At 56.3% G+C, this 21,678-nt stretch carries 20 protein-coding genes; 10 read left to right on the plus strand and 10 right to left on the minus strand.

Translation table 11 applies throughout. The features are described 5' to 3' along the window. Positions 1–421: 421 nt before the first annotated feature. Positions 422–2,995 (plus strand): excinuclease ABC subunit UvrA, encoded by a 2,574-nt coding sequence (gene uvrA, locus Pla52o_RS14105; protein WP_146595709.1) that lies wholly within the window; start codon positions 422–424, stop codon positions 2,993–2,995. Positions 2,996–4,038: 1,043 nt separating this feature from the next. Here uvrA and Pla52o_RS14110 read toward each other — a convergent pair. Next, a complete protein-coding gene (locus tag Pla52o_RS14110; protein WP_146595281.1) occupies positions 4,039–5,055 on the minus strand; it encodes an NAD(P)H-dependent flavin oxidoreductase in 1,017 nt (338 codons plus the stop codon). Between the two features lie 159 nt (positions 5,056–5,214). Here Pla52o_RS14110 and Pla52o_RS14115 point away from each other — a divergent pair, with 159 nt between their 5' ends. After that, complete coding sequence (locus Pla52o_RS14115) at positions 5,215–5,400, plus strand: DUF542 domain-containing protein (RefSeq protein ID WP_231612334.1); 186 nt, start codon at positions 5,215–5,217, stop codon at positions 5,398–5,400. Positions 5,401–5,552: 152 nt separating this feature from the next. Next, positions 5,553–5,972, plus strand: coding sequence for an RrF2 family transcriptional regulator (locus Pla52o_RS14120; protein ID WP_146595283.1), 420 nt, complete (start codon positions 5,553–5,555; stop codon positions 5,970–5,972). A 61-nt stretch (positions 5,973–6,033) separates the two neighbouring features. Here the strand turns inward: Pla52o_RS14120 and Pla52o_RS14125 are convergent, their stop codons facing one another. The 5 genes from Pla52o_RS14125 to Pla52o_RS14145 all read right to left on the minus strand — a co-directional run bounded on the left by Pla52o_RS14125 (position 6,034) and on the right by Pla52o_RS14145 (position 9,994). Continuing rightward, entirely contained in the window at positions 6,034–6,726 is a 693-nt protein-coding gene (locus Pla52o_RS14125; protein ID WP_231612335.1) for an MOSC domain-containing protein, read from the minus strand. A gap of 260 nt (positions 6,727–6,986) precedes the next feature. Further along, complete coding sequence (locus Pla52o_RS14130; RefSeq protein ID WP_231612336.1) at positions 6,987–7,598, minus strand: c-type heme family protein; 612 nt, start codon at positions 7,596–7,598, stop codon at positions 6,987–6,989. 156 nt (positions 7,599–7,754) lie between these two features. After that, positions 7,755–8,309, minus strand: a complete 555-nt coding sequence (locus Pla52o_RS14135; RefSeq protein WP_197169242.1) for a c-type heme family protein — start codon at positions 8,307–8,309, stop codon at positions 7,755–7,757. A 168-nt stretch (positions 8,310–8,477) separates the two neighbouring features. Beyond that, a complete protein-coding gene (locus Pla52o_RS14140) occupies positions 8,478–9,575 on the minus strand; it encodes a tellurite resistance/C4-dicarboxylate transporter family protein (RefSeq protein ID WP_197169243.1) in 1,098 nt (365 codons plus the stop codon). Next, positions 9,572–9,994, minus strand: a complete 423-nt coding sequence (locus Pla52o_RS14145; protein ID WP_146595285.1) for an RrF2 family transcriptional regulator — start codon at positions 9,992–9,994, stop codon at positions 9,572–9,574. The genes Pla52o_RS14140 and Pla52o_RS14145 overlap by 4 nt, the downstream gene beginning before the upstream one ends. Positions 9,995–10,281: 287 nt before the next feature. Between Pla52o_RS14145 and hmpA the strand changes: the two genes are divergently transcribed. Both hmpA and Pla52o_RS14155 read left to right on the plus strand, forming a co-directional pair. Continuing rightward, complete coding sequence (hmpA, locus tag Pla52o_RS14150) at positions 10,282–11,529, plus strand: NO-inducible flavohemoprotein (protein WP_146595286.1); 1,248 nt, start codon at positions 10,282–10,284, stop codon at positions 11,527–11,529. A 72-nt stretch (positions 11,530–11,601) separates the two neighbouring features. Then, a complete protein-coding gene (locus tag Pla52o_RS14155) occupies positions 11,602–11,934 on the plus strand; it encodes a cupin domain-containing protein (protein WP_146595287.1) in 333 nt (110 codons plus the stop codon). A gap of 185 nt (positions 11,935–12,119) precedes the next feature. On the opposite strand, the gene Pla52o_RS14160 is transcribed toward Pla52o_RS14155, so the two are convergent. Both Pla52o_RS14160 and Pla52o_RS14165 read right to left on the minus strand, forming a co-directional pair. Next, entirely contained in the window at positions 12,120–12,488 is a 369-nt protein-coding gene (locus Pla52o_RS14160; protein ID WP_146595288.1) for a DUF488 domain-containing protein, read from the minus strand. Then, on the minus strand, positions 12,463–13,407 hold the full coding sequence (locus tag Pla52o_RS14165) for a DNA-3-methyladenine glycosylase family protein (RefSeq protein ID WP_146595289.1): 945 nt from the start codon (positions 13,405–13,407) through the stop codon (positions 12,463–12,465). The genes Pla52o_RS14160 and Pla52o_RS14165 overlap by 26 nt, the downstream gene beginning before the upstream one ends. Before the next feature lie 310 nt (positions 13,408–13,717). Here Pla52o_RS14165 and Pla52o_RS14170 point away from each other — a divergent pair, with 310 nt between their 5' ends. Continuing rightward, positions 13,718–14,083, plus strand: a complete 366-nt coding sequence (locus Pla52o_RS14170; RefSeq protein WP_146595290.1) for a carboxymuconolactone decarboxylase family protein — start codon at positions 13,718–13,720, stop codon at positions 14,081–14,083. 121 nt (positions 14,084–14,204) lie between these two features. Next, positions 14,205–15,182 carry a threonine ammonia-lyase gene (locus tag Pla52o_RS14175; RefSeq protein WP_146595291.1) on the plus strand — a complete coding sequence of 326 codons (978 nt, stop codon included), beginning with the start codon at positions 14,205–14,207 and terminating at the stop codon, positions 15,180–15,182. Positions 15,183–15,267: 85 nt separating this feature from the next. Here the strand turns inward: Pla52o_RS14175 and aceE are convergent, their stop codons facing one another. Further along, the gene (aceE, locus tag Pla52o_RS14180; RefSeq protein ID WP_146595292.1) at positions 15,268–17,973 is read right to left on the minus strand and encodes a pyruvate dehydrogenase (acetyl-transferring), homodimeric type; all 2,706 of its coding nucleotides are present in this window, start codon (positions 17,971–17,973) and stop codon (positions 15,268–15,270) included. A 351-nt stretch (positions 17,974–18,324) separates the two neighbouring features. On the opposite strand from aceE, the gene Pla52o_RS27915 reads away from it, so the two are divergent. From Pla52o_RS27915 to Pla52o_RS14195, 3 genes are all read left to right on the plus strand, one after another. Further along, complete coding sequence (locus Pla52o_RS27915; protein ID WP_390620879.1) at positions 18,325–18,573, plus strand: hypothetical protein; 249 nt, start codon at positions 18,325–18,327, stop codon at positions 18,571–18,573. Positions 18,574–18,599: 26 nt separating this feature from the next. After that, the gene (locus Pla52o_RS14190) at positions 18,600–18,806 is read left to right on the plus strand and encodes a hypothetical protein (protein WP_146595294.1); all 207 of its coding nucleotides are present in this window, start codon (positions 18,600–18,602) and stop codon (positions 18,804–18,806) included. Positions 18,807–19,297: 491 nt separating this feature from the next. Beyond that, positions 19,298–20,341: an Lpg1974 family pore-forming outer membrane protein gene (locus Pla52o_RS14195; RefSeq protein WP_231612337.1), complete on the plus strand. Its 1,044-nt coding sequence runs from the start codon at positions 19,298–19,300 to the stop codon at positions 20,339–20,341. A gap of 591 nt (positions 20,342–20,932) precedes the next feature. Here the strand turns inward: Pla52o_RS14195 and Pla52o_RS14200 are convergent. After that, entirely contained in the window at positions 20,933–21,652 is a 720-nt protein-coding gene (locus Pla52o_RS14200) for a CPBP family intramembrane glutamic endopeptidase (RefSeq protein ID WP_231612338.1), read from the minus strand. Between the last annotated feature and the right edge of the window lie 26 nt (positions 21,653–21,678).

Here is a 21,678-nt window from a genome sequence, read left to right on the forward strand (position 1 = left end):
ATGTCAAACAAGTTCTTCAATGTGTACGGCGTCCCTTGTGTTTCGTGCGTGCGTTATTCCAATCGCTCCGAATCTCAAACGCTCCGGATCTCCCCACCTCTCCCCACGTTTAAAATTCCCCGGCGAGAGGGAATTCCCGAATGACGGGAAAAGTGACAGGAAAGTAGGGGGTATGCCGAACCGCGGTGTGCCGAATTTTAGTCGTCGGGGGCATAATCGCCTACACGACAAACATCTATAGGTTCCCCGCTGGCGTTTGCCAAGCATTTATGGTCTCAAATTTTCACATCCCTGATTCCCTCTTCTTCACACGTAGATCAAAACATTTTCAACGTGCCACCCCATCGATCGAACGTCTGACGTGAAAGCCAAGTCCCCCCAATCCTCAAAACGCAAACGCACTCGCCGCCAAACCAAGCCGGTGGCAAACCGAGCGACGCCATTCGATTCGATTCGCGTTCGCGGTGCGCGCGAGCATAATCTGCAAAACATCGACGTCGACATTCCCCACCACTGCTTGACCGTGATCACAGGGGTGTCGGGCAGCGGGAAAAGCTCGCTCGCCTTCGATACGCTGTTCGCCGAAGGACAACGGCAATACATCAACAGTTTGTCCGCCTACGCGCGTCAATTTCTCGATCAAATCCCACGACCGGATGTCGATTCGATTGACGGCTTGGCACCGACGCTTGCGATTGACCAAAAGCCGGGATCGACCAGTGGACGCAGTACCGTTGCGACGATCAGCGAGATCTATGATTACTTGCGATTGTTGTACGCGCGAGTGGGAGTGCCGCACTGCGCCCATTGCAACTCGGCGATCGCGAAGCAATCACCCGACGCGATCGTCGATTCGCTCGCGGCGCTTCCCGAGGGCAGCAAGCTCGTTTTGATGGCCCCCATGGTTCGGGGCCGCCGCGGCGCTCATCGCGAGGTGTTTGAATCGATCCAGCAAGCCGGTCTGGTACGGGTGCGAGTCGACGGGGAAACGTACTTGCTCGAAGACGTTCCCACGCTGGCGCCTCGAAAAAATCATACGATCGAAGCGGTGATTGATCGGCTGGTGATTCGCGGCGAAGCCGATTCGCGATTGCGAGACAGCGTGATGTTGGCGCTGCGTCTGGGCGGCGGATTAGCGTCCTCTCTGATTCAAGGCGGTCATGCGATCCAAGGCGAGGGTGGGAACCAAGGCCAAGATGCCCCATGGACCGAGGCAATCTACAGCACCGCGATGGCCTGTGTCGAGTGTGGTGCCAGTTTCGAAGAGATTGAACCACGCACGTTTAGCTTCAACAGCCCCTACGGAGCCTGTCGCACGTGCGATGGTCTGGGGCGAATCAGCGTCGAGGATCACACCACAGAGTGTCCCGATTGTGGCGGTGCTCGACTCCGCAATGAAGCGCTTAGCGTCACCATCAATGGTCTTGGGATTCATCAACTGACCGCGCTACCGCTGGGAGACGTCTCGGCTTGGCTGAGCCAAACTCAAGCGTCGCTCTCGAAGGTGCATGCGGCAATCGCAGCCCCAATCACTTCCGAAGTGATCAAGCGATTGTCGTTTTTGCAACGCGTCGGAGTGCCTTACTTGACGCTGGATCGATCCGCGGATTCGCTCAGCGGTGGCGAGTTGCAGCGGGTCCGCTTGGCGACCAGTATCGGTAGCGGATTGGTCGGCGTGTGCTACGTGTTGGATGAACCGTCCATTGGGTTGCATCCAGCCGACCACGACCAATTGATTCGCTGCATCACCGATCTTCGCGATCAAGGCAACACCTTGGTCGTCGTCGAACATGATGAAGCGACGATGCGGTCGGCCGACGTTCTGATCGACATGGGCGAAGGGGCAGGCGAGCAAGGGGGCAAGATTATCAGCCAAGGGACGCCGGCGCAGGTCCAAGCGGATCCCAAAAGTTTGACCGGTCAATACTTGTCCGGCAGCAAACGTGTTCCCGTTCCTGCCCAGCGCCGCAAACCGGTCCCAGGGCAATGGCTCACTTTGAGCGACGTCCAGACTCACAACTTGAAAAAGGTTACCGCCACCTTCCCGCTCGGATTGTTCGTGGGAATTAGCGGGGTTTCCGGCAGCGGAAAGAGTTCGCTGATCAACGACACCCTCGCGCCGGCGGTGGCTTTGCATCTGGGCCTCAAAGCCGAAACGCCCGGACCGCATGCGGGGATCCACGGCGCCGAGCATCTCGACAAGATGATCGCGATTGATCAGTCGCCGATCGGTCGCAGCCCACGCAGTTGTCCGGCGACCTATTCCGGTGTCCTCGATGAAATCCGCAAGGTCTTTGCCACCACACGCGAGGCCAAAACGCGTGGTTTCACGGCCAGTCGATTCAGTTTCAACTCAGCGGCGGGGCGTTGCGAACGATGCAAGGGCCACGGCGTGGAACGCATCGAAATGAATTTCCTGAGTGATTTGTTTGTCACCTGCACGCGGTGTGGCGGAAAGCGTTTCAATCGACAAACCTTGCAAGTGCGTTTCAAAGGGGCGTCGGTCGCCGATGTGTTAGCGATGAGCATTGATGAGGCAACTGCGTTCTTCGAAAACGTGCCTCGAATCCATCGCCAACTGGCATCGCTGCAAGCTGTCGGACTGGGCTATCTCGGGCTGGGACAATCGAGCACCACGCTCAGCGGCGGTGAGGCACAACGCATCAAACTCGGCACTGAACTTGCCCGTGCCGCGACGGGACGCACGTTGTATTTGTTAGACGAACCCACCACCGGATTGCATTTTCAAGACATCGAGCGGTTGGTTCACGTATTGCAACAACTCGTCGATGCGGGCAATACGGTATTGGTCATTGAACATCAATTCGACCTCTTGGCGGCCTGCGATTGGATCATCGACGTGGGGCCAACCGGTGGCGTCGGAGGGGGCGAAATTGTCGCCGCCGGGACTCCCGAAACGATTGCCGATTCAAAAACGGGGGCCACCGCAAAGTACCTCGCGGCGCTGTTGGCACGCGAGGGAAAAAACAACTAGGAATGCCCAGGATTCACCTCACAGGGCATTGTGGGGACAGCGCCCATTGCTCGTGCCCTACACCTTTGTGAATTTTGTGCCCTGTTGTGGCTCGAAAACAAGCGACGATGCCATCCACCGAGTACGGCACCCGACGTCAATTTTGGTGGGCGTCAATTTTGGTGGGCGACACCCGCTCTCGATATTTTTCACCTCTCATTTTCTAACCTTCTTGTCTGGAGCCCCGTATCTGCGCTGTGCCAACGACTTGCCTTTCTGCCACAGACGCCGTCAGTCCAATCGAGGTCGTGAGCCTTTTGACAAAGCTTAGCGAGGATGGAGGGTAGGTTAAAAAATGGGAGGTTAGAAAATAGGAACGCAAGCCAAATAAATCGATCCCGCACACAAGCCAAGTAGAGTCGGTTCTGCCAGCGGTGCATTGGCGGCCGACCGGTAGGGAGCAGCCCTGCGCCGCTGGACACTCAAAGCGGCGGCCACCCCGACGTCTGCACTGTCCCCGACGTCCGTATCTTGTGCCGCCGACACGGAATCGATTGGGACGAACGATACGCATGCGATTAGGACCGCCCCGTTGGGGCTTGGCTGGATAGGGGGCTCCGTCAATCCCAGGGCGTTGCCCTGGGCTGACCCAGCGCCGGCCCGTTGGGCCTAACCGATCGTCACATCGCCGCCCCAACGGGGCAGCCCTCTGTCAGCCCAGGCCAACGGCCTGGGTTATCAACGACAATCGCCTGATAAGCCCCAACGGGGCGGCCCTAACGCTTGGTCGTCATGCGGCCAGCCAGCGTCTGACCAGCTAGGCCCGGACGTCGATGGGCCGCGTGATCAGCGGATGCGCCTGGCCGGAGAACTCAGCCCCCAGCGACTCGCCCATCGTGTTGACTCGCTGCTCGCGCGCGTCCGCACAAGATGCTCTGTCCCCAATGACTCAAGATGCTCTGTCCCCAATGACTTGTCTCGATGAGGCTAGCATCGCCAGACGGTGGACCGCGTTCTTGCGAACGCAGCTACGGCTTGAATCCCACGTCATTTTTGAAAATGCGCTAACGCGGAATACGGTTGGCCAGCTCATTCAACGCCACCAACGCCTCGTCCACGATCCGCTGCACCACCTTCGCTGCGGGTTCGGTCGAATGGATCAGCCCGCTGACTTGGCCGGCAAAGAGGGCCAGCTTCTCGAGGTCGCCCGTCATCGATTTGAGCGGCGAATCGGTGCTCAGTAGATACACCGGTCGGCCTTCTTCTTCGGCAATCGGTTCCCGTTCAAAATCCTCCGGCAAATAACCGAAGGGGCGCTCGACGAACCGCTCGGTGACTTCATTCTTGATCACGCGGACGGGAGAATGCGGTGGCCAATTAATCGCGAACGCATCGGTATGCAGCGTGTCAGTCGCGGCGGCCTCGATCACTCGCTGTTTGTGAATGTCGTGAGCAAACGACTCATCGGTCGCCAGAAAACGCGTGCCACATTGGATGCCCTGGGCCCCCAGCGACATTGCGGCAACGAGGCTGCGTCCACTGGCAAAACCGCCCGAACCCAATACGGGAATCGACACGGCATCGACGATTTGCGGCAACAACACCAACGACGATACGCTGCCATGCACATGCCCGCCCGCTTCGACTCCTTGAGCAATGATCGCATCCGCACCGGCAGCTTCGGCTTGGACGGCCGCGTCGACGTGTCCCACTTGATGGACGACGCGACAACCGTGGTCCTTGGCTCGCTTAATGGCATCGGGAACGATATCCCAAAAGTAAACCAAGGTCTCCACGCCCGCAGATAAACAAGCGTCGAGTTCGGCGTTGAACAACTCCGGATCCGTCGCTGCGGGAATCAAGTTAACTCCGAAAGGCTTGTCCGTCCTCGCGCGCACCTCGTCAATTTGTTCCAGGATTTTGGCGGGGGTTTCACGGACCATCCCCAAACATCCAAACGCGCCCGCCTCGGATACGGCAGCCGCCAGCTCCGAACGCGCAACTCCCCCCATGCCCGACTGGAGGATGGGGTAGCGACAACCGAGCAGGTCACAAATGGACGTATGAAGTGTGTGGGGCATAACGATTCTTCGCTTGGATTCAAAAAAGCCTAGTTATGGCTCAGCAGGATATCCGAACTATTTTTTGGCTAACCGGCCGAGTGGGGATAGGATGCGATCGGGATTGGACGATGATAAAACGTTCGCTCGTGTTACAATCGACACATGGACTGCGATTTGATGACAAGTATTCCCGAATGGATCATTGAGTATCCCGAGACCACCCGCGTGTTTAACGAACTGGGTCTCGATACAAGCTGCGCGGGGAAATCGTTGCAGTATGTTTGTCATCATCAGGGGTTGAGCCCTCCCATGGTTCTCGCGCGTCTGCGTCAATTGATTACGAGCGAAGACAACGACGTATAACGATTGCTGCGGAGGAAACATGATCCAAATTTATGGCGTGATCGAACATTGACCGAGCCGCCGGTTGCTCTTAGGGGTGCCGGTTGCTTCCAGTTGTTCGTAAAGTCGTCGACAGCTGCCTTCCTTTTCTTTTCTCAGTCCTTGATGCCACAATGAAGCTCACCACGCAGACCGACTATGCCTTAAGGACGTTGATGTTCTTGGCAACGCGAACGTCGCGAACGAAGGTCGCTGAGGTTGCATCGCTGTTTGGTATTTCGGTCAATCATGTCGCCAAGGTGGTCAATTTGTTGGTGCGTTTCGGTTACATCCGCAGCACCCGCGGGATCGGCGGAGGGATCGAGTTGGCGCTGCAGCCCGAGGAAATTCCGCTCGGCAAGTTGATCGAGCAAGTCGAAGGCAACATGAACCTGCTGGGGTGTGTTGGTAGCGATGATTCGTGTGCGATTCATTCTTTTTGTAAACTCCGGGGCGTGTTAGCCGAAGCAGAGCGTGTCCAGCTGGAGTATTTGAATAGCGTTACCCTCGCTGACGTCGTGCCGACATCCCGTGATTTTAGCAGCATACAATAACCGGAACCGGCCGCGCGGGCGCCGATCGGAATCAGCTCGGCCGGAATCAGCTCGGCCGGAATCAGCTCGATCGTGACTCTCCCTCCAACCGCATGTCGGCATCGGGTTCGACATGCTTCTCGACTCGGTTGGTCAGCGTCGTTTTCCAACTCGGCGACAACGTGGGGAGCGCAGCCAGACGGGCGGCTGCATCGCGATCGTGCTTGTCGTGATGCATGATCCGATTCGCCTCGGCAATCGTCCATTCGGGATGCGAGCGTTCGACAAGCGTCAACGGCATTGCTCGCTGCACAAGCCCTTCCACCAAAACTCGGAAATACCATCCCGTTCGGCCGCTCTGTTGAACCTGTAACGCGAGGTCTTTGATCTGCCATCGCCGCGCCAATTTCCAGCACGGTTGGCGTGGCTGCGAGACCTGCACCGTCGCGCTACCAACGTTCCATGTATCACCAATGCAAACCTCGGTCTCGATCAGATTTTCGACAGTGAAATTCTCACCAAAATCCCCCCAAATCAAATCGGGCTTCTGTAGCGTTCGCCGCCACTCGGGGTAATGCGCGGCCGCATAGACACAAACCGCTTTGTGCGGGCCGCCGTGATGAACTCGGTCCGCTTGACCGTCGCCCTCGAGGTTCGTGGTCCCCAGCCACAGCGGTTCGGTAACCGATTCTTTCAGAAAACCAGAGGTCCATGGCTTGGCGTCGCCAAGGGTTCGCGGCAATCCGACATTGATGGAGAGCAGGTTTGCATTCACTTTTAACCCGTCCGTTCGAATGACAAGCTCGATCCCCTCGGGATGGTAACTACCCCCGGATATCGCATCACCCGAAGCGTAAGTTTTGAAGTTGTATGTTTTTCATAACCCGACGCGTCAGCGAGGGACCGAGTCAATATCGATATTCCCTCGCTGACGCGTCGGGTTATGATTTTGATGGCGCACATCACTCAAAATTCGTCACACCTTTCGGAGAAAACGGTGACGACATTCTTGGTCGTTTGGATGCTAGATCCGGTCTAAGGGGTGATGGAAATGGGTAGCGAGATCAGTAGACCTGCGGTTCGATCTTCGGTCGAGGTCCGATGCTTCACATGGCACTTTAAACATTGAGACGCCAAGCGTATCGGACCTGCAAATCGATAACGCCCGTTTTCGACCGCTTCATAGCGTTGCTGCTTCGCCTTGAGCGCTTTGACAGCTGCCTTCTCGAAATCGTCGGTGGGTTGATGATCCACGTTGATGATATCGGTGTCGATGATCAACCATTTCAGCTCGATATTATAGCGAGTCGAGAGCTCATGAAACACGTCTTCAAGCGATGCGGAGGGAATCGCGTGAGCCTCGTCTTCGTCAAAAAAATCCCGGTGCACAATTTGTAATGTGCCGTGGATGGTTTCGTGTAAAAGGGTGGCACGAGCGCGAGCTTCCGAAAGCGATGTGGGAGGCAAGATCGCGTTTGCCTCCTGAGTGGCCGCATTCTGAGTGGTCGCCTCGGCGCTTGCCGAAGAGGCTGCGTTTGCGTTGGACGCACTTGCTTGGGACACGCTCGGTGCGTCCTCCGCATGCAACGAAAGAAGTGAGATCGCACCGACGATTAGCAACATCAAGCACGGAATGCGGTAATTCATTTCGGTTTCTTTCGGTGGGAGGCAAGACGCACGCTTACCACGTGCGTTGCAGAGGGAGGGAGGGGATTGGAGCGGTCGTGGTCCTCCGCAAGATTTTGGAGGAGAGGATCATGCGTGCAGAACACGCCGCAGAGGTTCCCTGCAGCAGGATGGCAATCAATCGATCGGAACGGTGTAGCTGATCGCCCCAATCGGTTCCCCTGGCTTGGCGTCTTCATAGTGAGCATGACACATCACACATTTCTGCATCACGACGGGCACGGGGGTCAACGCGCGCAGGTAATGTTTTCCATCCACGGTAATCACTTCATCGACGGACTTAGCGCCCGCTTTGAGCTTCTCGATGCCTTTCTTCTCAAATTCATTTTTAGCCACATTGGCTGATTCGTATGGATCGCCGGTAGCGTCGATCAACCGAATGGTCTTGTCGCTCTCATCCGAAATCTTTTGGAACAACAACACCGCCGCACTACCGGCAGCAAAGTCGTCATCGTCGTTGACATACTTGTCAGTCACCATCACGATCGTTTGCTTGAAAATGTTGTCCAACATTTGCACCGTTCGCCGTGATCGCTCGACCGACGCCTTGGTTGGCTCCGCGATCTCGGTGGCTTCCTGCGCCGACGCGCGAGGCTGATTCGAAGCATTCCAACCGCTCGCCAAAACGAGCGTCAATGTGGCAAGGCTGATGAATAGGAGGCGACGCTTCATGTTGAATTCTCCGATACCTTCTTGGCTGGCTTGGCTTACGAGAAGCTGGGCTTGGCTTACGAGAAACACCCTGACCTTAAACATGCATCAAGGGTGCATCTTTTGTAAATGCGGCTTGCGGCAGTGTCAAGTCCGACCCTCACGTCCTACGACTCGGATCCCGACACCTCACCGAGTCCTTGATTGAGTGCGGATCCACCCCATGCTTGCCGCGGCCCATGCGGCACAGGCCAGATAAGCAAACGCCATCGCCAACGGCCTCAAAAAAGGGAGTTCGAGCGTTTCTAACATCTGGTGTGTCCCCACCGAATACATCCCCAGGGGAAAGACGATGCTCCAGTAGCGCAAGTCGTACTCGAGGCGAACTCGCTTGTAAGCGTGGCGCCAAAAACCGAGCACCACCAACAACGGAATCCACCACGTCGCGGTGGCCCAGCACAATAGCGTCACCCCTTTGATGAATGGCAACAACGAAGCCAAAAACGTGGATTCGCCGGACGCGGCCAACAACGCCACGCCGGCCAACGTTGAAATCGCCATCGCGCCCATGTTGATCCAGTAGGGCGGAGACATCGAGTCAACGTCGATCGGCTCAAAACAATAGCGATAAAAAATCAACGAGATGATCCAGCCATAAAGCATGCCACCGCCCAACCATAGAACAAGCGAAAAAAACAGCCTCCAATCACCTTCGCCCGGGAACCTCATCGCCAACAACGCGCCGAGCAGCGAAACCGATTGCGTTGCCACCACCGCCAACAACCAACCTCCGTGAAGCCCCACTGCGAGTTTCGGTTTGGATGACTTGACGGTCACGCAGGCAAAGATGGTGTAGGTCAACAAGAACCATAAAAAAATGGCAAAGCACCACAATGCCATGGCGATGCCGCGCTGCTCGGCGATGAGTAAAAATTGGCTGCCCAAAACGCAGCTGGCTGCAACGGTAGAGAAAAAACCAAAGCCCCGGGTGGGTTCCGCAGCATCGATCGCAAGCTGACGCCAATAGAGCACCACGCGCAATGTGGTTAACATCACGAGGATTGCAAACGCGGCAACGTTGATGCCAAGCAAACCCACCGCCGTCCAGCCAAACAGGGAGGCATGCGAACGATACTGCCAACAGGCGAGTGAAACGATCCCCGTCGCCATCACCATCGAAAAACAGGCCGGATCAAGATCGGCGGTATGACGCTGCCAAGCAGAGCTCTTTTCAATCGGTTGCTCGGCAATCCGCTGCTCGGCATTCGGTTGCTCGGTATCCGTCACGACACCTCGCGTAACGGAATGATGGGGTTAGCCGAGTCAAGGAGTTGTTGGATGGTCACTCCCGCAAACGCGGCTTCGGTTGCTTCGTACGCGCGATCAAGTTCCGCATGGAGCGGGCACAACGAGGTGTGCGACTTCAGCCCGAGCGGGCACGATTGGATCCGCTCCAACGGCGCAACGGCATTAACGACATCGAGGATCGAGATCGTCGCAGGCTCCTGGGCGAGTTCGTAACCGCCTCCGGGACCGCTGCGCGAACGAACCAACCCCGCCGCAGCCAAGTCTTGCAAGACGCGATTGAGGTAGCGGCGAGGCACCTTGGTGGCTTCGGCCAAGACATCGGCCGAAGAGGGTTGCCCGATTCGACTGGCCAAGCAAGTGATCGCTCGCAGGGCGTACTCGGCTGTCTTGGAAAGCATGGTTGAATCTCGATTTTTCGTAAAACATAACGCGACGTGCGCCAGCGGAAGCTGGCTAGCACCCAAGTGTAAACGAGTCGGCCAAATGGTCCACAGGTTCACGCAATCGCACTGCGGCGGAGCCCCGCTGCGCAGCTCTGAATGCAATCCACTCAGCAAAATTTCAGACGGACCTAAAAGTACACCTTGACGTACACGTTTAATCCTGTACCTTTTCATGTACATATTGAGTCTAGCCTATCCGCTGGTAACCAGCAACCTTCCTTCCAAGCCAGGAATTCGCCCCCATGTTGAGCGACCAGACCATTCGCATCGTTAAAGAAATCACCCCCTTGGTGGCCGCCAACGCGGAAACGATCACGCGGCGTTTCTACACGTTGATGTTTGAGGGCGATCCCCAGGTCAAGGCTTTCTTTAACCAAGCCCATCAGCATTCCGGTGGCCAACAAAATGCTTTGGCCGGAGCGATCTGTGCCTACTTCACCCACATCGACAACCCCGCCGTGCTGATGCCAGCGGTAGAATTGATCGCTCAAAAGCACTGTTCCTTGGGCATCAAGCCAGAGCATTACCCGATTGTCGGCAAGCACTTGTTGGCCGCGATCAAGGATGTGATGGGCGAGGGAGCCACGGACGAGATCATCGATGCGGTCGCCGAAGCCTACCAATTCTTGGCGGACATCTTCATCGCCCGTGAAGGTGCGATTTACGACGAACAGCAATCCGCGCCGGGCGGTTGGAATGGTTACCGCACCTTTATCGTCGACCGCAAGGTTCCCGAGAGCGATGTCGTCACGTCGTTCTACTTGCGTCCCGAGGACCAGGGGCCGTTACCACCCTTTCTGCCTGGGCAATACATCACGGTTCACATCGACCACCCCACCACGCCGACCTCTCCTCGAAATTACAGTTTGTCGGAGCGTCCCGGAGTGGAGCATTTCCGCATCAGTGTCAAACGCGAAGAGCGACTTTCACCGGACGCCCCGGATGGCTTGATTTCGAGCCACTTGCACGATGCAATCCAACCCGGGCATCGCGTCAAAGTCGGCCCGCCGTGTGGCGAGTTTACGATTGATCCCGCAACGACCCAAAGCGGTCGACCGATCGTCTTGTTAGCTGGCGGCATCGGCGTCACGCCGCTGTTGTCGATGGCAAAGTCGATCGTCCATGCGAATCCCGATGCATCGATCTACTTTTTACAAGCGGTGCGTAACAGTCGCGTGCATGCATTTGCCGACGAAATCGAAAATCTCGCTTCGCTCAGCCCGAACATGCACACACGCGTTTTGTACGATGCACCGTTAGAGGACGACGTGGAGAACAAAAAATGCGATGACGTTGGTTTTATCACCACCAAATTATTGCGTGAGTGGACACCCTACGACGACGCGGATTTCTACTTCTGTGGTCCCAAGCCGTTCATGCAAAACGTGCATGCCTGTTTGCAAGAACTCGGCGTCGACGAAACCCGCGTTCGCTACGAGTTCTTTGGTCCCAAAGAAGAACTGCAATGCCCGATGAAGAATGTAGGATAGGCTTCCCGACGGTCATCGCTCAATTCAGCGACGTCACACTTCCAAATTTTTACGGATCGAGAGAAATAAAAAATGGCAATCCAACACGCGAAACCGGGCGAAGTGCTTGAGGTAGGACCGTTGGGTGATGCGATCGCCGCGACTAAAACTCGGGCCCTATTGAAAACCGAGAGCGTTGAAGTATTGCGATTGAATTTGCCAGCTGGCAAAACGATCGCCGAACACAAAGCTCCGGGGGAAATCACGGTCCAGTGTATCGAAGGACGCGTGACCTTCACGGCGATGGGCCAATCGCATGAGTTGACCGCCGGCAAATTGTTGTATCTGTCGGCAGCCGAACCGCATGCGGTTCAAGCACAGGAAGATTCTTCATTGTTGGTCACGATCATCTTTGGCAAACAATAGGTCGCAAACGCTGGCGCCGCTGCGCCGTGTCGCGCGACAGTCCGGTTGCCTGGATATCCCGGCAACCCGAGCCGTTGCACAGGGTCGCCGTGGGTCAGCCATGAGGTAACCGTGGCGTAACCGTGGCGCGGCGGTTTGAGACAACAAGCGGCTCACGATGGCCCCTCCGTCGACGTGAGGCGAAGCTACCGTAAACGTTGCTCGAGAAATTCTTTCAAAACCACTGCGTTGTTGTGCGCTTCGTCTTTGGCCGCGTAGAGCAATACAATCGGTTGCTGCGCGGCGGTCTCCAATAGTGATGCGATCGCTTCGGAGCTGGAGTCGAGTTCTTTTCGATATCGCTCTCGAAATTCGTCCCACTTCTCCACATCGTGATCAAACCATTTGCGCAGTGTGTCGCTGGGCGCGAGTTCTTTTAACCAATCGTCGAGTTTCAAATCTTCTTTCTTGACCCCGCGCGGCCACAAACGATCCACCAGCACCCGGCAACCGTCCTCGGTCTCAGGCGGATCATAGGCTCGTGCGATCTTAATCTTCGGCTTGTGTTTGGACATGAAATTCTCCTGGATTGTTCAACGCAAGTTTATCTAACAACAGGTGAAAGTAGATGAGCCCCGCGAACGGTTTCCATTGCTGCAACGTCCGGGCGACCGCTTCGTAGTCAAGCTTGGTCGATAGTTCCAACCAGTGGTACAAGTTGTTTCGTGCCCCCACGTCATCGCCGGGAAAAACGTGCAATCGCCCTAAACCACGTAGCAACGCGTACTCCGCCGACCAACGCCCGATGCCGCGAAGTTCACACAGCGTGGTGATGCAATCATCATCCGTTACATCTTGGAAACGGGCATAGTCCCAATGGCCGTTTCGTGTCACCGCAGCGAGGTTCAATATCGCCGTCGCTTTCTGGCGACTGAAACCAATTTGACGCAGGTCTTCGATATTCGTATCCGCGAGATCAGTCGGCCGAGGGAACGCGAACCGACGGTACGGCAACGCATCAAAGGGTTGGCCAAAACGTTGGGCAAACCGGTTCAGTAGTTGAATGCCCGAGGCCAAGGAAACCTGTTGACAAGCGATCGCGTTGCTGAGGCATTCAAAGAGGCTTGGATACCGGGGCGGCTTCATGCCTTGAAATCGCTCGGCCAACGGACCGAGCTTAGGATCGTCGGCCACAAAAAGGTAGAACGGTTTCATGTCCACGCGGATACCGAGTAAACGTTCGATCGCGGAAGTCACGCGGTTTTGCAGTTCCGGCGACCACGCGTCGCAGTGTACCGCAACGGACAAACGCGGCCTGGTTCCCGCCGCCAACTGGCTTACCTCGACAAGCAGCGGTGAATCGGAATCCGCAAAAACGCGTCGATAAACACGACCGTCCCAGTCATCGATCGCATTCTCGGGACGTCGTCGCAACGTCCAAACGGTCAAATCGAGCCGGAAGGGAGGCTGCGGTTTTAGGACAAAGGTTTTCACTTGATCATCCCGCTATGCGTCGTGTTGCACAATCCATCAAAGATGGGTCATGAAGCATAACATGAAACGCAGCTCCACCCTGAGTAAGTGGAACAACGCTCGCCGCCGGATGCGAGGCATTGTCAACGTTGGGTGACAACGTGGTTTGTGACTGGTGATTTGATATTCATGAACGATGACAAATCGATGCAATGGGAAGACGATAGGGCAATGGGGTTCGATCGATGGCGAAGGCATGTGTTTTGCATGTGCGTGTTTTAAGGTGCATCTCTCGAAGATATTTCACGACCTTCGACCCAAAGGGCGTCCCATGTCAGAAGAAGAACAGGTTTACCCACCAGCCAGCAAGCGGCATGCCAGCGAACGAAAACGCCTCGCTCGGGAACCTGCTGAGGCGTTCAAAGCGTTTAGCCGAAGCGTGTTCGCCGAGGGGGCATTGCCGGCCAAAACCAAGCAATTGATCGCGGTCGCAGTGGCACATGTGACGCAGTGCCCCTACTGCATCAAGGCGCACACCGATGGCGCAATGCAACACAATGCGACTGCCGAAGAGATCATGGAAGCGATCTGGGTGGCCGCAGAGATGCGCGCCGGTGCCGCCTATGCTCATTCGATACTGGCGCTCGAGACGATTTCGAAATCGCAGGATGCCGCCAACAAGAACCAAGGTGTATGATTGGGCCTAGAAAACGATCGTGTCGTGCCGCAAAACCCAATGTCGCTGGCGCGAATGCCGCACAAGAAACGACTTTCCGCAGCGGATGCGAGTAACGCTCCTTCACTTAAACAGAGGCCCCATGCGTCTTCCCCTACGCTACGAAGATGTGCTCGAGGCGGCCGAGCGAATCAAACCGTTCTTGCCCGAAACTCCGCTGCGAAACTACCCTGCGCTGGACCAGGCATTGGGGTGCACGGTACTGATCAAGCACGAGAATCATCAACCGACCGGCGCCTTCAAAATTCGCAATGCGCTCTCTGCGATGACTCGCTTGGACGTGGATCAGCGACGGGCTGGGGTGGTTGCCGCGACGCGTGGCAACCACGGGCTCGGCTTGGCGTACGCGGGACACCTGCTGCGGATTCCCGTGACGATTTGTGTACCGTTGAACAACAGCCCGACCAAGAATGAAGCCATTCAGAGCTGGGGCGCAGAAATCATCCGAGTCGGCGATGATTTTAGCGAGGCGATCGATTTCTCGATCGAATATGCCGACCAACATCGCTGTACCTTAATCCACTCAACCAACAACGTGGATGTACTGGCCGGAGCTGCGACGATCACCTTGGAAGCCCTGGCCCAATCACAGCGACTAAATCAGCCGATCGGATCGATCTATTTAGCGGTCGGAGGAGGTTCGCAAGCGGTCGGCGCCTTAACGGTCTTGAAAGCCCATCAATTGCCGATTCCCGTTTACGGCGTCCAAGCCGCTCAGGCCCCGACGCTCTACGATTCCTTTCACGCTGGAAAACCGCTGAAGTCGGGTCTGTCCGAAACGATTGCTGATGGCATCGCGACCAATTGCACGTTCGATTGGACGTTCGACACGCTCAACGAGGGGTTGGAAGACATGTACAAAGTCAGCGAAGCGGAAATTGCCGATGCCGTTCGGTTGCTCGTCTCCAAAACACATAACTTGGTCGAAGGCGCCGCGGCGGTAGGATTGGCGGGATTGCGGCAAACGCCCGCCGGTTGTCGCCCCAACGCGGTGATGATCGTGTTGACCGGAGGCAATATCGATTGGCAGGTGCTGCGAAAGATCGTGAACATCGACTAACGGATCTTGCGTTCGGTCCCGCAATGCTCACGGTGCTGGATTCCCATGGTCACGTTGATTGCAATCGGGCCGACGAGCAACCTCTCTACGCCCGCGCCGGATCCATGCTTTCGGCATCAATGCCGAGCGATTTGATCGCGCCCGGCAACGTAGACGAAGCGTATTGTGATGATTGCGATAATGCGTCGAGGGTCGCATACACAAGGTGTTCGGCGTCGACTTCAAAATGTCGCCGCAGCGCCTTGCGCGTATCGCTACGTCCGAATCCATCGGTGCCAAGGGTGACGTACCGGCCCGGCACCCATTCTCGAATCTGGTCGGGCACTAGTTTGACATAATCAGTCATGGCGACAAACGGTCCCTTCAAGTCGTCCAAAGCGAGTTCGAGATGACTGCGACGTGCTTCATCACCGGGATGCAATTTGTTCCACCGATTGGCTTGCTGTGCATCGCGTCTCAATCGACAGTAACTGGTCACGCTCCAAACGTCGCTGCCAACACCGAATTGTTCGGCCAGCATGCCCTGAGCGCGAAGCACCTCGGGCAACAACGAACCACTGCCGAACAATTGCGGACGTGCATCGCAACCAGGCGAATCGGCGGTTACACTTCGCAACGGATACATCCCTTTGCGAATCCCCTCTTCGGCCCCCTCCGGAATGGACGGCATCGAATAGGGTTCGTTGTAGGCGGTGAGGTAATAGAAGACCGACTCATTGTCGGTATACATCCGTCGCAGCCCATCTTGGATGATCACCGCTAATTCGTAACCGTAGCCGGGGTCGTACGATTCAAGTGACGCAACGGTCGTGGCCACCAACGGGCTGTGCCCGTCACCGTGTTGCAACCCTTCGCCTAGCAGCGTCGTGCGGCCCGCCGTCGCACCAATGAGAAACCCTTTGGTGCGGGCGTCGGCGGCGGCCCAGATGAAGTCGCCGATGCGTTGGAAACCAAACATCGAATAGAACACGTAGAAGGGGATCATCGGTGTTTGCAGATGGGCACTGCTGGTACCCGCAGCGATGAAACTTGCGATCGCACCGGCCTCGTTGATCCCTTCCTCCAAGATTTGTCCGTTGCGAGCCTCGCGGTAGTACATCAGCTGTCCCGCGTCGACGGGTTCATAGAGCTGTCCACGACTCGAGTAAATTCCGTATTTGGCGAACAACGAGTTCAATCCAAAGGTCCGCGCCTCGTCCGGAATGATCGGCACGATCAATTTGCCAATCGTTTCGTCCTGTAGTAGCATCGCTAGAATACGTTCGAGGATCATCGTTGTCGCGGCCTCGCGTTGCCCACTGGCGTGCATGAATTTGCCAAAAGCATCCAGCGTCGGGATCGTCAACCGTGGGCAATCAGTGTTCCGTGCAGGCAAAAAGCCGCCTAATTCGTTGCGACGATCTTTCAAGTATTTGATCTCGGCACTGGAGTTCGCTGGTTTATAAAATGCAGCTTGCTGTAACGCTGCATCATCCAGTGGGATATCGAATCGCGCGCGAAAGTCACGCAGTTGCGTTTCGTTCATTGCGTGTTGTTGGTGCGCAACATTGCTGGCCTCACCGGCCGTCCCTAACCCATAGCCCTTGACCGTTTTGGCGAGAATTACTGAAGGCCCTTCGTCGTATTGCACTGCGGCGTTATACGCGGCATAGACCTTTTCCGGGTCGTGCCCGCCGCGACCGAGGTGCCCAAGTTGATCGTCGGACAAATGGTCGACCATCGCTCGAAGTTGCGGCGATGTGCCAAAGAAATGCTCACGCATGTAAGCTCCCGACTCCACGGCATACTTTTGATACTCGCCATCGAGCACCTCATTCATCCGCTGCGTGAGCAATCCGTGGTCATCGGCCGCGAGTAGCGCATCCCACGCGCTGCTCCAAATCACCTTGATCACATTCCAATTCGCACCGCGAAAAACCCCTTCGAGTTCCTGGATGATTTTGCCGTTGCCGCGCACCGGGCCGTCGAGACGTTGTAGATTACAAATCACGATAAAGGTCAAATTGCTGAGCCGCTCGCGTGCGGCCATCGAGATCGCTCCCAATGTTTCCGGTTCGTCGCTTTCGCCATCGCCAATGAAACACCACACGCGCGACTTCGACGTGTCGAGAATCCCTCGATCCGACAAGTAACGCAGGAAGCGAGCCTGGTATATGGCCATCATTGGCCCCAAACCCATCGACACGGTCGGGAACTGCCAAAACGCGGGCATTAACCACGGGTGTGGGTACGACGAAAGTCCCCGCTCGCGAGGCGTTTCACGACGAAAATGTTCCAGGTCGGATTCGCTCAACCGGCCTTCCAGGAAGGCACGCGCGTAAACGCCTGGGGAAGAATGCCCTTGAAAATAGACGCTGTCGCCAGGGTGCTCACGCGTCGGAGCATGAAAGAAATGATTGAACCCCACTTCGAATAGCGTGGCCGCCGAAGCATACGACGACAAATGACCGCCAATCCCTGGATAATCGCGATTCGCTCGCAATACCATCGCCAATGCATTCCAACGGAGGAAGTGCTCAATTCGCTGTTCAAGTCGTGCATCGCCCGGATATTCCGACTGCTGCTCAACAGGAATCGTATTGACGTAGGGAGTCGTCAAGCCAAACGAACTTTGGATGCCGTGCCGTTGAGCTCGCACCTGCAACGCTTCCATCAATTTCGTGACACACGCCGAAGGGTATCGCGTCGCCACACTCTCTAACGATTCAATCCAATCGTTCAACTCCTCGGGGTTCATCGTTTCCAATACAGTTGCTGCGGAGACGGTTTGCTCGTTGGCTTCGGTTCTCATAGATCCACTACTCCATTGGCGATGGTCCTCTTGGCAGAGCAATTGCAATGCCAAAATGGCCCATAACGCTGTCTTGCGATCTTTGCCCTGCCGCTAATCACGGCACGTGAAATTCGGAATTTTGCCCACCTTCGTTGTCTCCATCTCACGCCGTTGGATTGCGAGTCCGAAGACTGAGGATGCCGCGCTACAGCCATCAGGCCAATCACGTCGCTCGCCATGCATCGGGACGGATGCAACGCATACTCCAAGGCATCGCCGAAGCGGGCGGTGACGGCGGAGGGCGATCACGTTGCACCGGTGGCCTACGACGCGAATTGTTTAGAGCAGGTGTACGGTTCTTGCACGAGGATGATTAACGGTCGTGTTCGTCAAGCATGCTCGGGGTTAGTCGATTCGCTACTGGCCCAACAACCCAAAGCGATCGAACGGCGTCCAATCAGCAAATCCCCGGTCGTGCGAAATTTGTTCGTCGCCCCCCCCCGCGAATCTTTTACACCCTGGATAAACTGCGTTGCTGAATGCCCGTGGATGGCTACGACGACATGGGCCCAGTCCCGTTGCAATCGCCCCAACAGCAAGAGCAACCGTATCCGCTGACCTAGTGCATGAGTTACGGTTGTTGATTGGAGGCATTTCCCCAGGACACCAAGATCTCGCTATCACGAACCGAGCGAGAAAGCGAAGCGGTGTTCACACCGCGGCGTGACCAGAACCTCGATCGCCACTTCATTGGTGCTGCGGCAATGAGCCAAGCGGCATGTCCCAAAGAGTTCTGCCGGACGAAATATTGGAGCCGCGTTAACCCCGCCGCGACGCTGTATGGAATCTAGGAATTCTCGGAAGGCTAAGGAGCGTGCGATTCATCAGGGCGGTTCGTCCGCCCCCGGATCGACCTTCTGCTGTGCACAATCGCACGCATTGTCAAACCAAGGTGTGCATTGGCTGTAAAACTAGGTCAATCAACCAAGCTTCGCCTGCTCAGCAAAGGAATCTGGTGTGCGCTCGTGAGGGAATCCGAAGAAGAGGCTAGAGCCATTTTCGCAAAGGATTGCTAAGAATGAACAAGCAAGGTTGCCGTCGAGATATCGTATTACCGAGCATCGCATTCTCGACCAGACGGATCGTCCCATTTGTCGTATTGGCGATCTTGGGAGGGATTGGTGGAGACGCGATGGCACAAGGGTTCCACAGCTATCCTGCCGGCGTAGCTCCTTCCTGCGATCACTCCGCTTGCGCGAGGTCCTCGGATGTTTTTTGGCCATCGTCACGCGGTGGCACTGGGGGTTGGGGCGGACAACCGGTTGGTAATCGATGGGGCTCGTTGAATCATACAGAAGCAGCGATCGGAAGCGATACGTTGCCTTCGAACTGGTTTCACGCTCCGTATTCGACATTCGATTCCGCCATCGAAAGTAGTGTTCTCCCTTCGGCGGCGTGCCATCCCCAAGCTGATTGTCAGCTTCCTGAGGTGGCCACCGACTCGGCTTGCGATTCGGCGCCGCGGAGTGGCAAATTATTAGGTGGAATGGAATTCATGTGGATGCGCGCCCACTTTGACCAGAATGTGGCGATGATTATCGACCCGCCCGTGGGCAACACACTGGTCCCCTTCGACTACAACTACGAGCTTTCACCGCGAGTTTGGTTAGGTTGGCAATCGCTTCGTGGCGGCGGGTTCCGGGCAACCTATTTTCGCTTTGATGAGCAAGCCGATTCGGAAGCGGTGACTGCGGTAACGGGATCGACTCCGGTGTTCGTGTATGTGTATGGCGCTGGCGGTAACTTATCGCGAAATGCGCAGGCACAGGTTGGTGAAACACTCACGTCGAACCATCGCTTGAAATTGCAAGCACTCGATTTGGAAGCGACTCAGCGGTTTGGATGGAATTCGCTGCAAGGCACCCTCGCGGGCGGCGTGCGAATCGCCAGTATCCAGCAATATATGCGTGGCGACGTTCGCGATGCGGGCGGGGTGCTGCAAGAAGCGGTCTCGAACGATTTGAATGTCGAAGGCGCTGGCCCTACCATCTCACTGCAACTGCGCCGCGGGCTCGGCACCAGCCGACTGGGTGTGTACGGGGGACTTCGCGGTTCGCTGCTGATGAGCGAGACCACGCAAAAGATCTACGAGATGAAGAACGTTTTCACGACCGAGCTCGAAGATGCCGCTGTGCACCGCGAAGTCATTACCGCGCTAGAAATGTCGATGGGGTTGCAGTGGAACCAAGCACGCGGCGATCATTCGCACTGGTTCGCTCGCGGAGGTTACGAAGGACAAGCATGGTTTGACGCCGGAGGCCCGGTTGATTCCTCGAGCACCATCTCGTTGGACGCCATCACGTTCGCGCTCGGGATGCAATTCTAAAACAGGAACCAACATCGCAGATGTGTCCAATCCGGATACATGCGACACAGAGCAGTCTGGTCACGGCCGCAAAGGAAAATTTGAATCGTGGGATGTTATTGTGACAGTACCTTTTGCCCGCGAATCACTGTCGGTTTGTTCTCTCGGCATGAGCAAATCGCTGCCATTCGAGTTTGGGATGGCTCCCAAAGTTCACCAGTAGCCCCAGTTCGTTAGACGGCATCACGTTCACGCTGGTCACGGCCGCATAGGAAAACTTGAATCGCAGGATGTCACGGCCAAAATACATTTGGCCCGCGAATGGCGCGAATAGACGCGAAAGAAGAAGTGAGCTCTGACGAATTCCTATTCGCGTTCATTCGCGTGATTCGCGGGCAATCTTTTATCATGGTAACCAACCGTGGCGTGGCAACTCCGTGCGGACTCGATGAGCCCATGCCATGCCATGCCATGCCGTTGCCCCTTTAGGAGTGCTTGGCGGAGGGCATCCAATAGCTCCGATGCGCCGACTCGCTTAGGGGCTGCGATCAATCTGGTCGCTATCACGCGAATGCATTCATCGCGTCCAGATAAAGAGCCGCGTTTAGAGCACTAGGCTTCGCTAGCGTCGTCCGGATCACTGCGTTTGAAGCCGGGGCTTAGCAATTGGACCGCGTCGTAGGCCGCATGGGCAGCGATGGGAACGAGTAGATTGTCGGTCCAAAGTAGCAATGCGCCAAAGTACAACCCCATCGCGGCGGCGAGCACGACGTACAGCCGCGTGATCGGATGGACCATCCCAAAGGCGATCGATGATCCGATCAGCGCGGCGCCCCATTCCACCGAACTCGGCGCCACGTCAGCGCCGCCGACATGCGCAAGCCAAGGTAGCAGCCAACCGCGAAACAACAGCTCCTCGCCCACTCCGGCGCAAAGACTGATTACGATCAGCTCGGCACGCCCGAGGCTTAACAAGGAGCGAATCACCCCCTCGTCACTGAGCCGCTCGAGCTCGCGTACTGGTTCCCAGGGGAGCCGACGGATGATCGCAATCATGATCAGCATCGGCACGGCCGCAGCACAGCCATAGGCCAGCGCCGAAGCGATGCTGCGCAAATTGTCGATTCCCGCTTCAGGAATCATCGCACGGGGGTCGGGGCCAAGGGTCCAGCCCAAGAAAAGTGCCAACAACCCAAGCGCGGATTCAAACACGACGGCTGTCAAAAACAGGTCATTGGGCGACTGGTCAAGCGTTTCTTCGTGTTCATCCATAAAGAAAGGGTACGCGGCGGGTGCGTTTTTCGGCACCCCCGTAAGCGGGAATTCCGTCAAGAATACGGTTCAATGCGGTGGTTTGG

The organism is Novipirellula galeiformis (assembly GCF_007860095.1).
GTDB classification, from domain to species: Bacteria; Planctomycetota; Planctomycetia; order Pirellulales; family Pirellulaceae; genus Novipirellula; species Novipirellula galeiformis.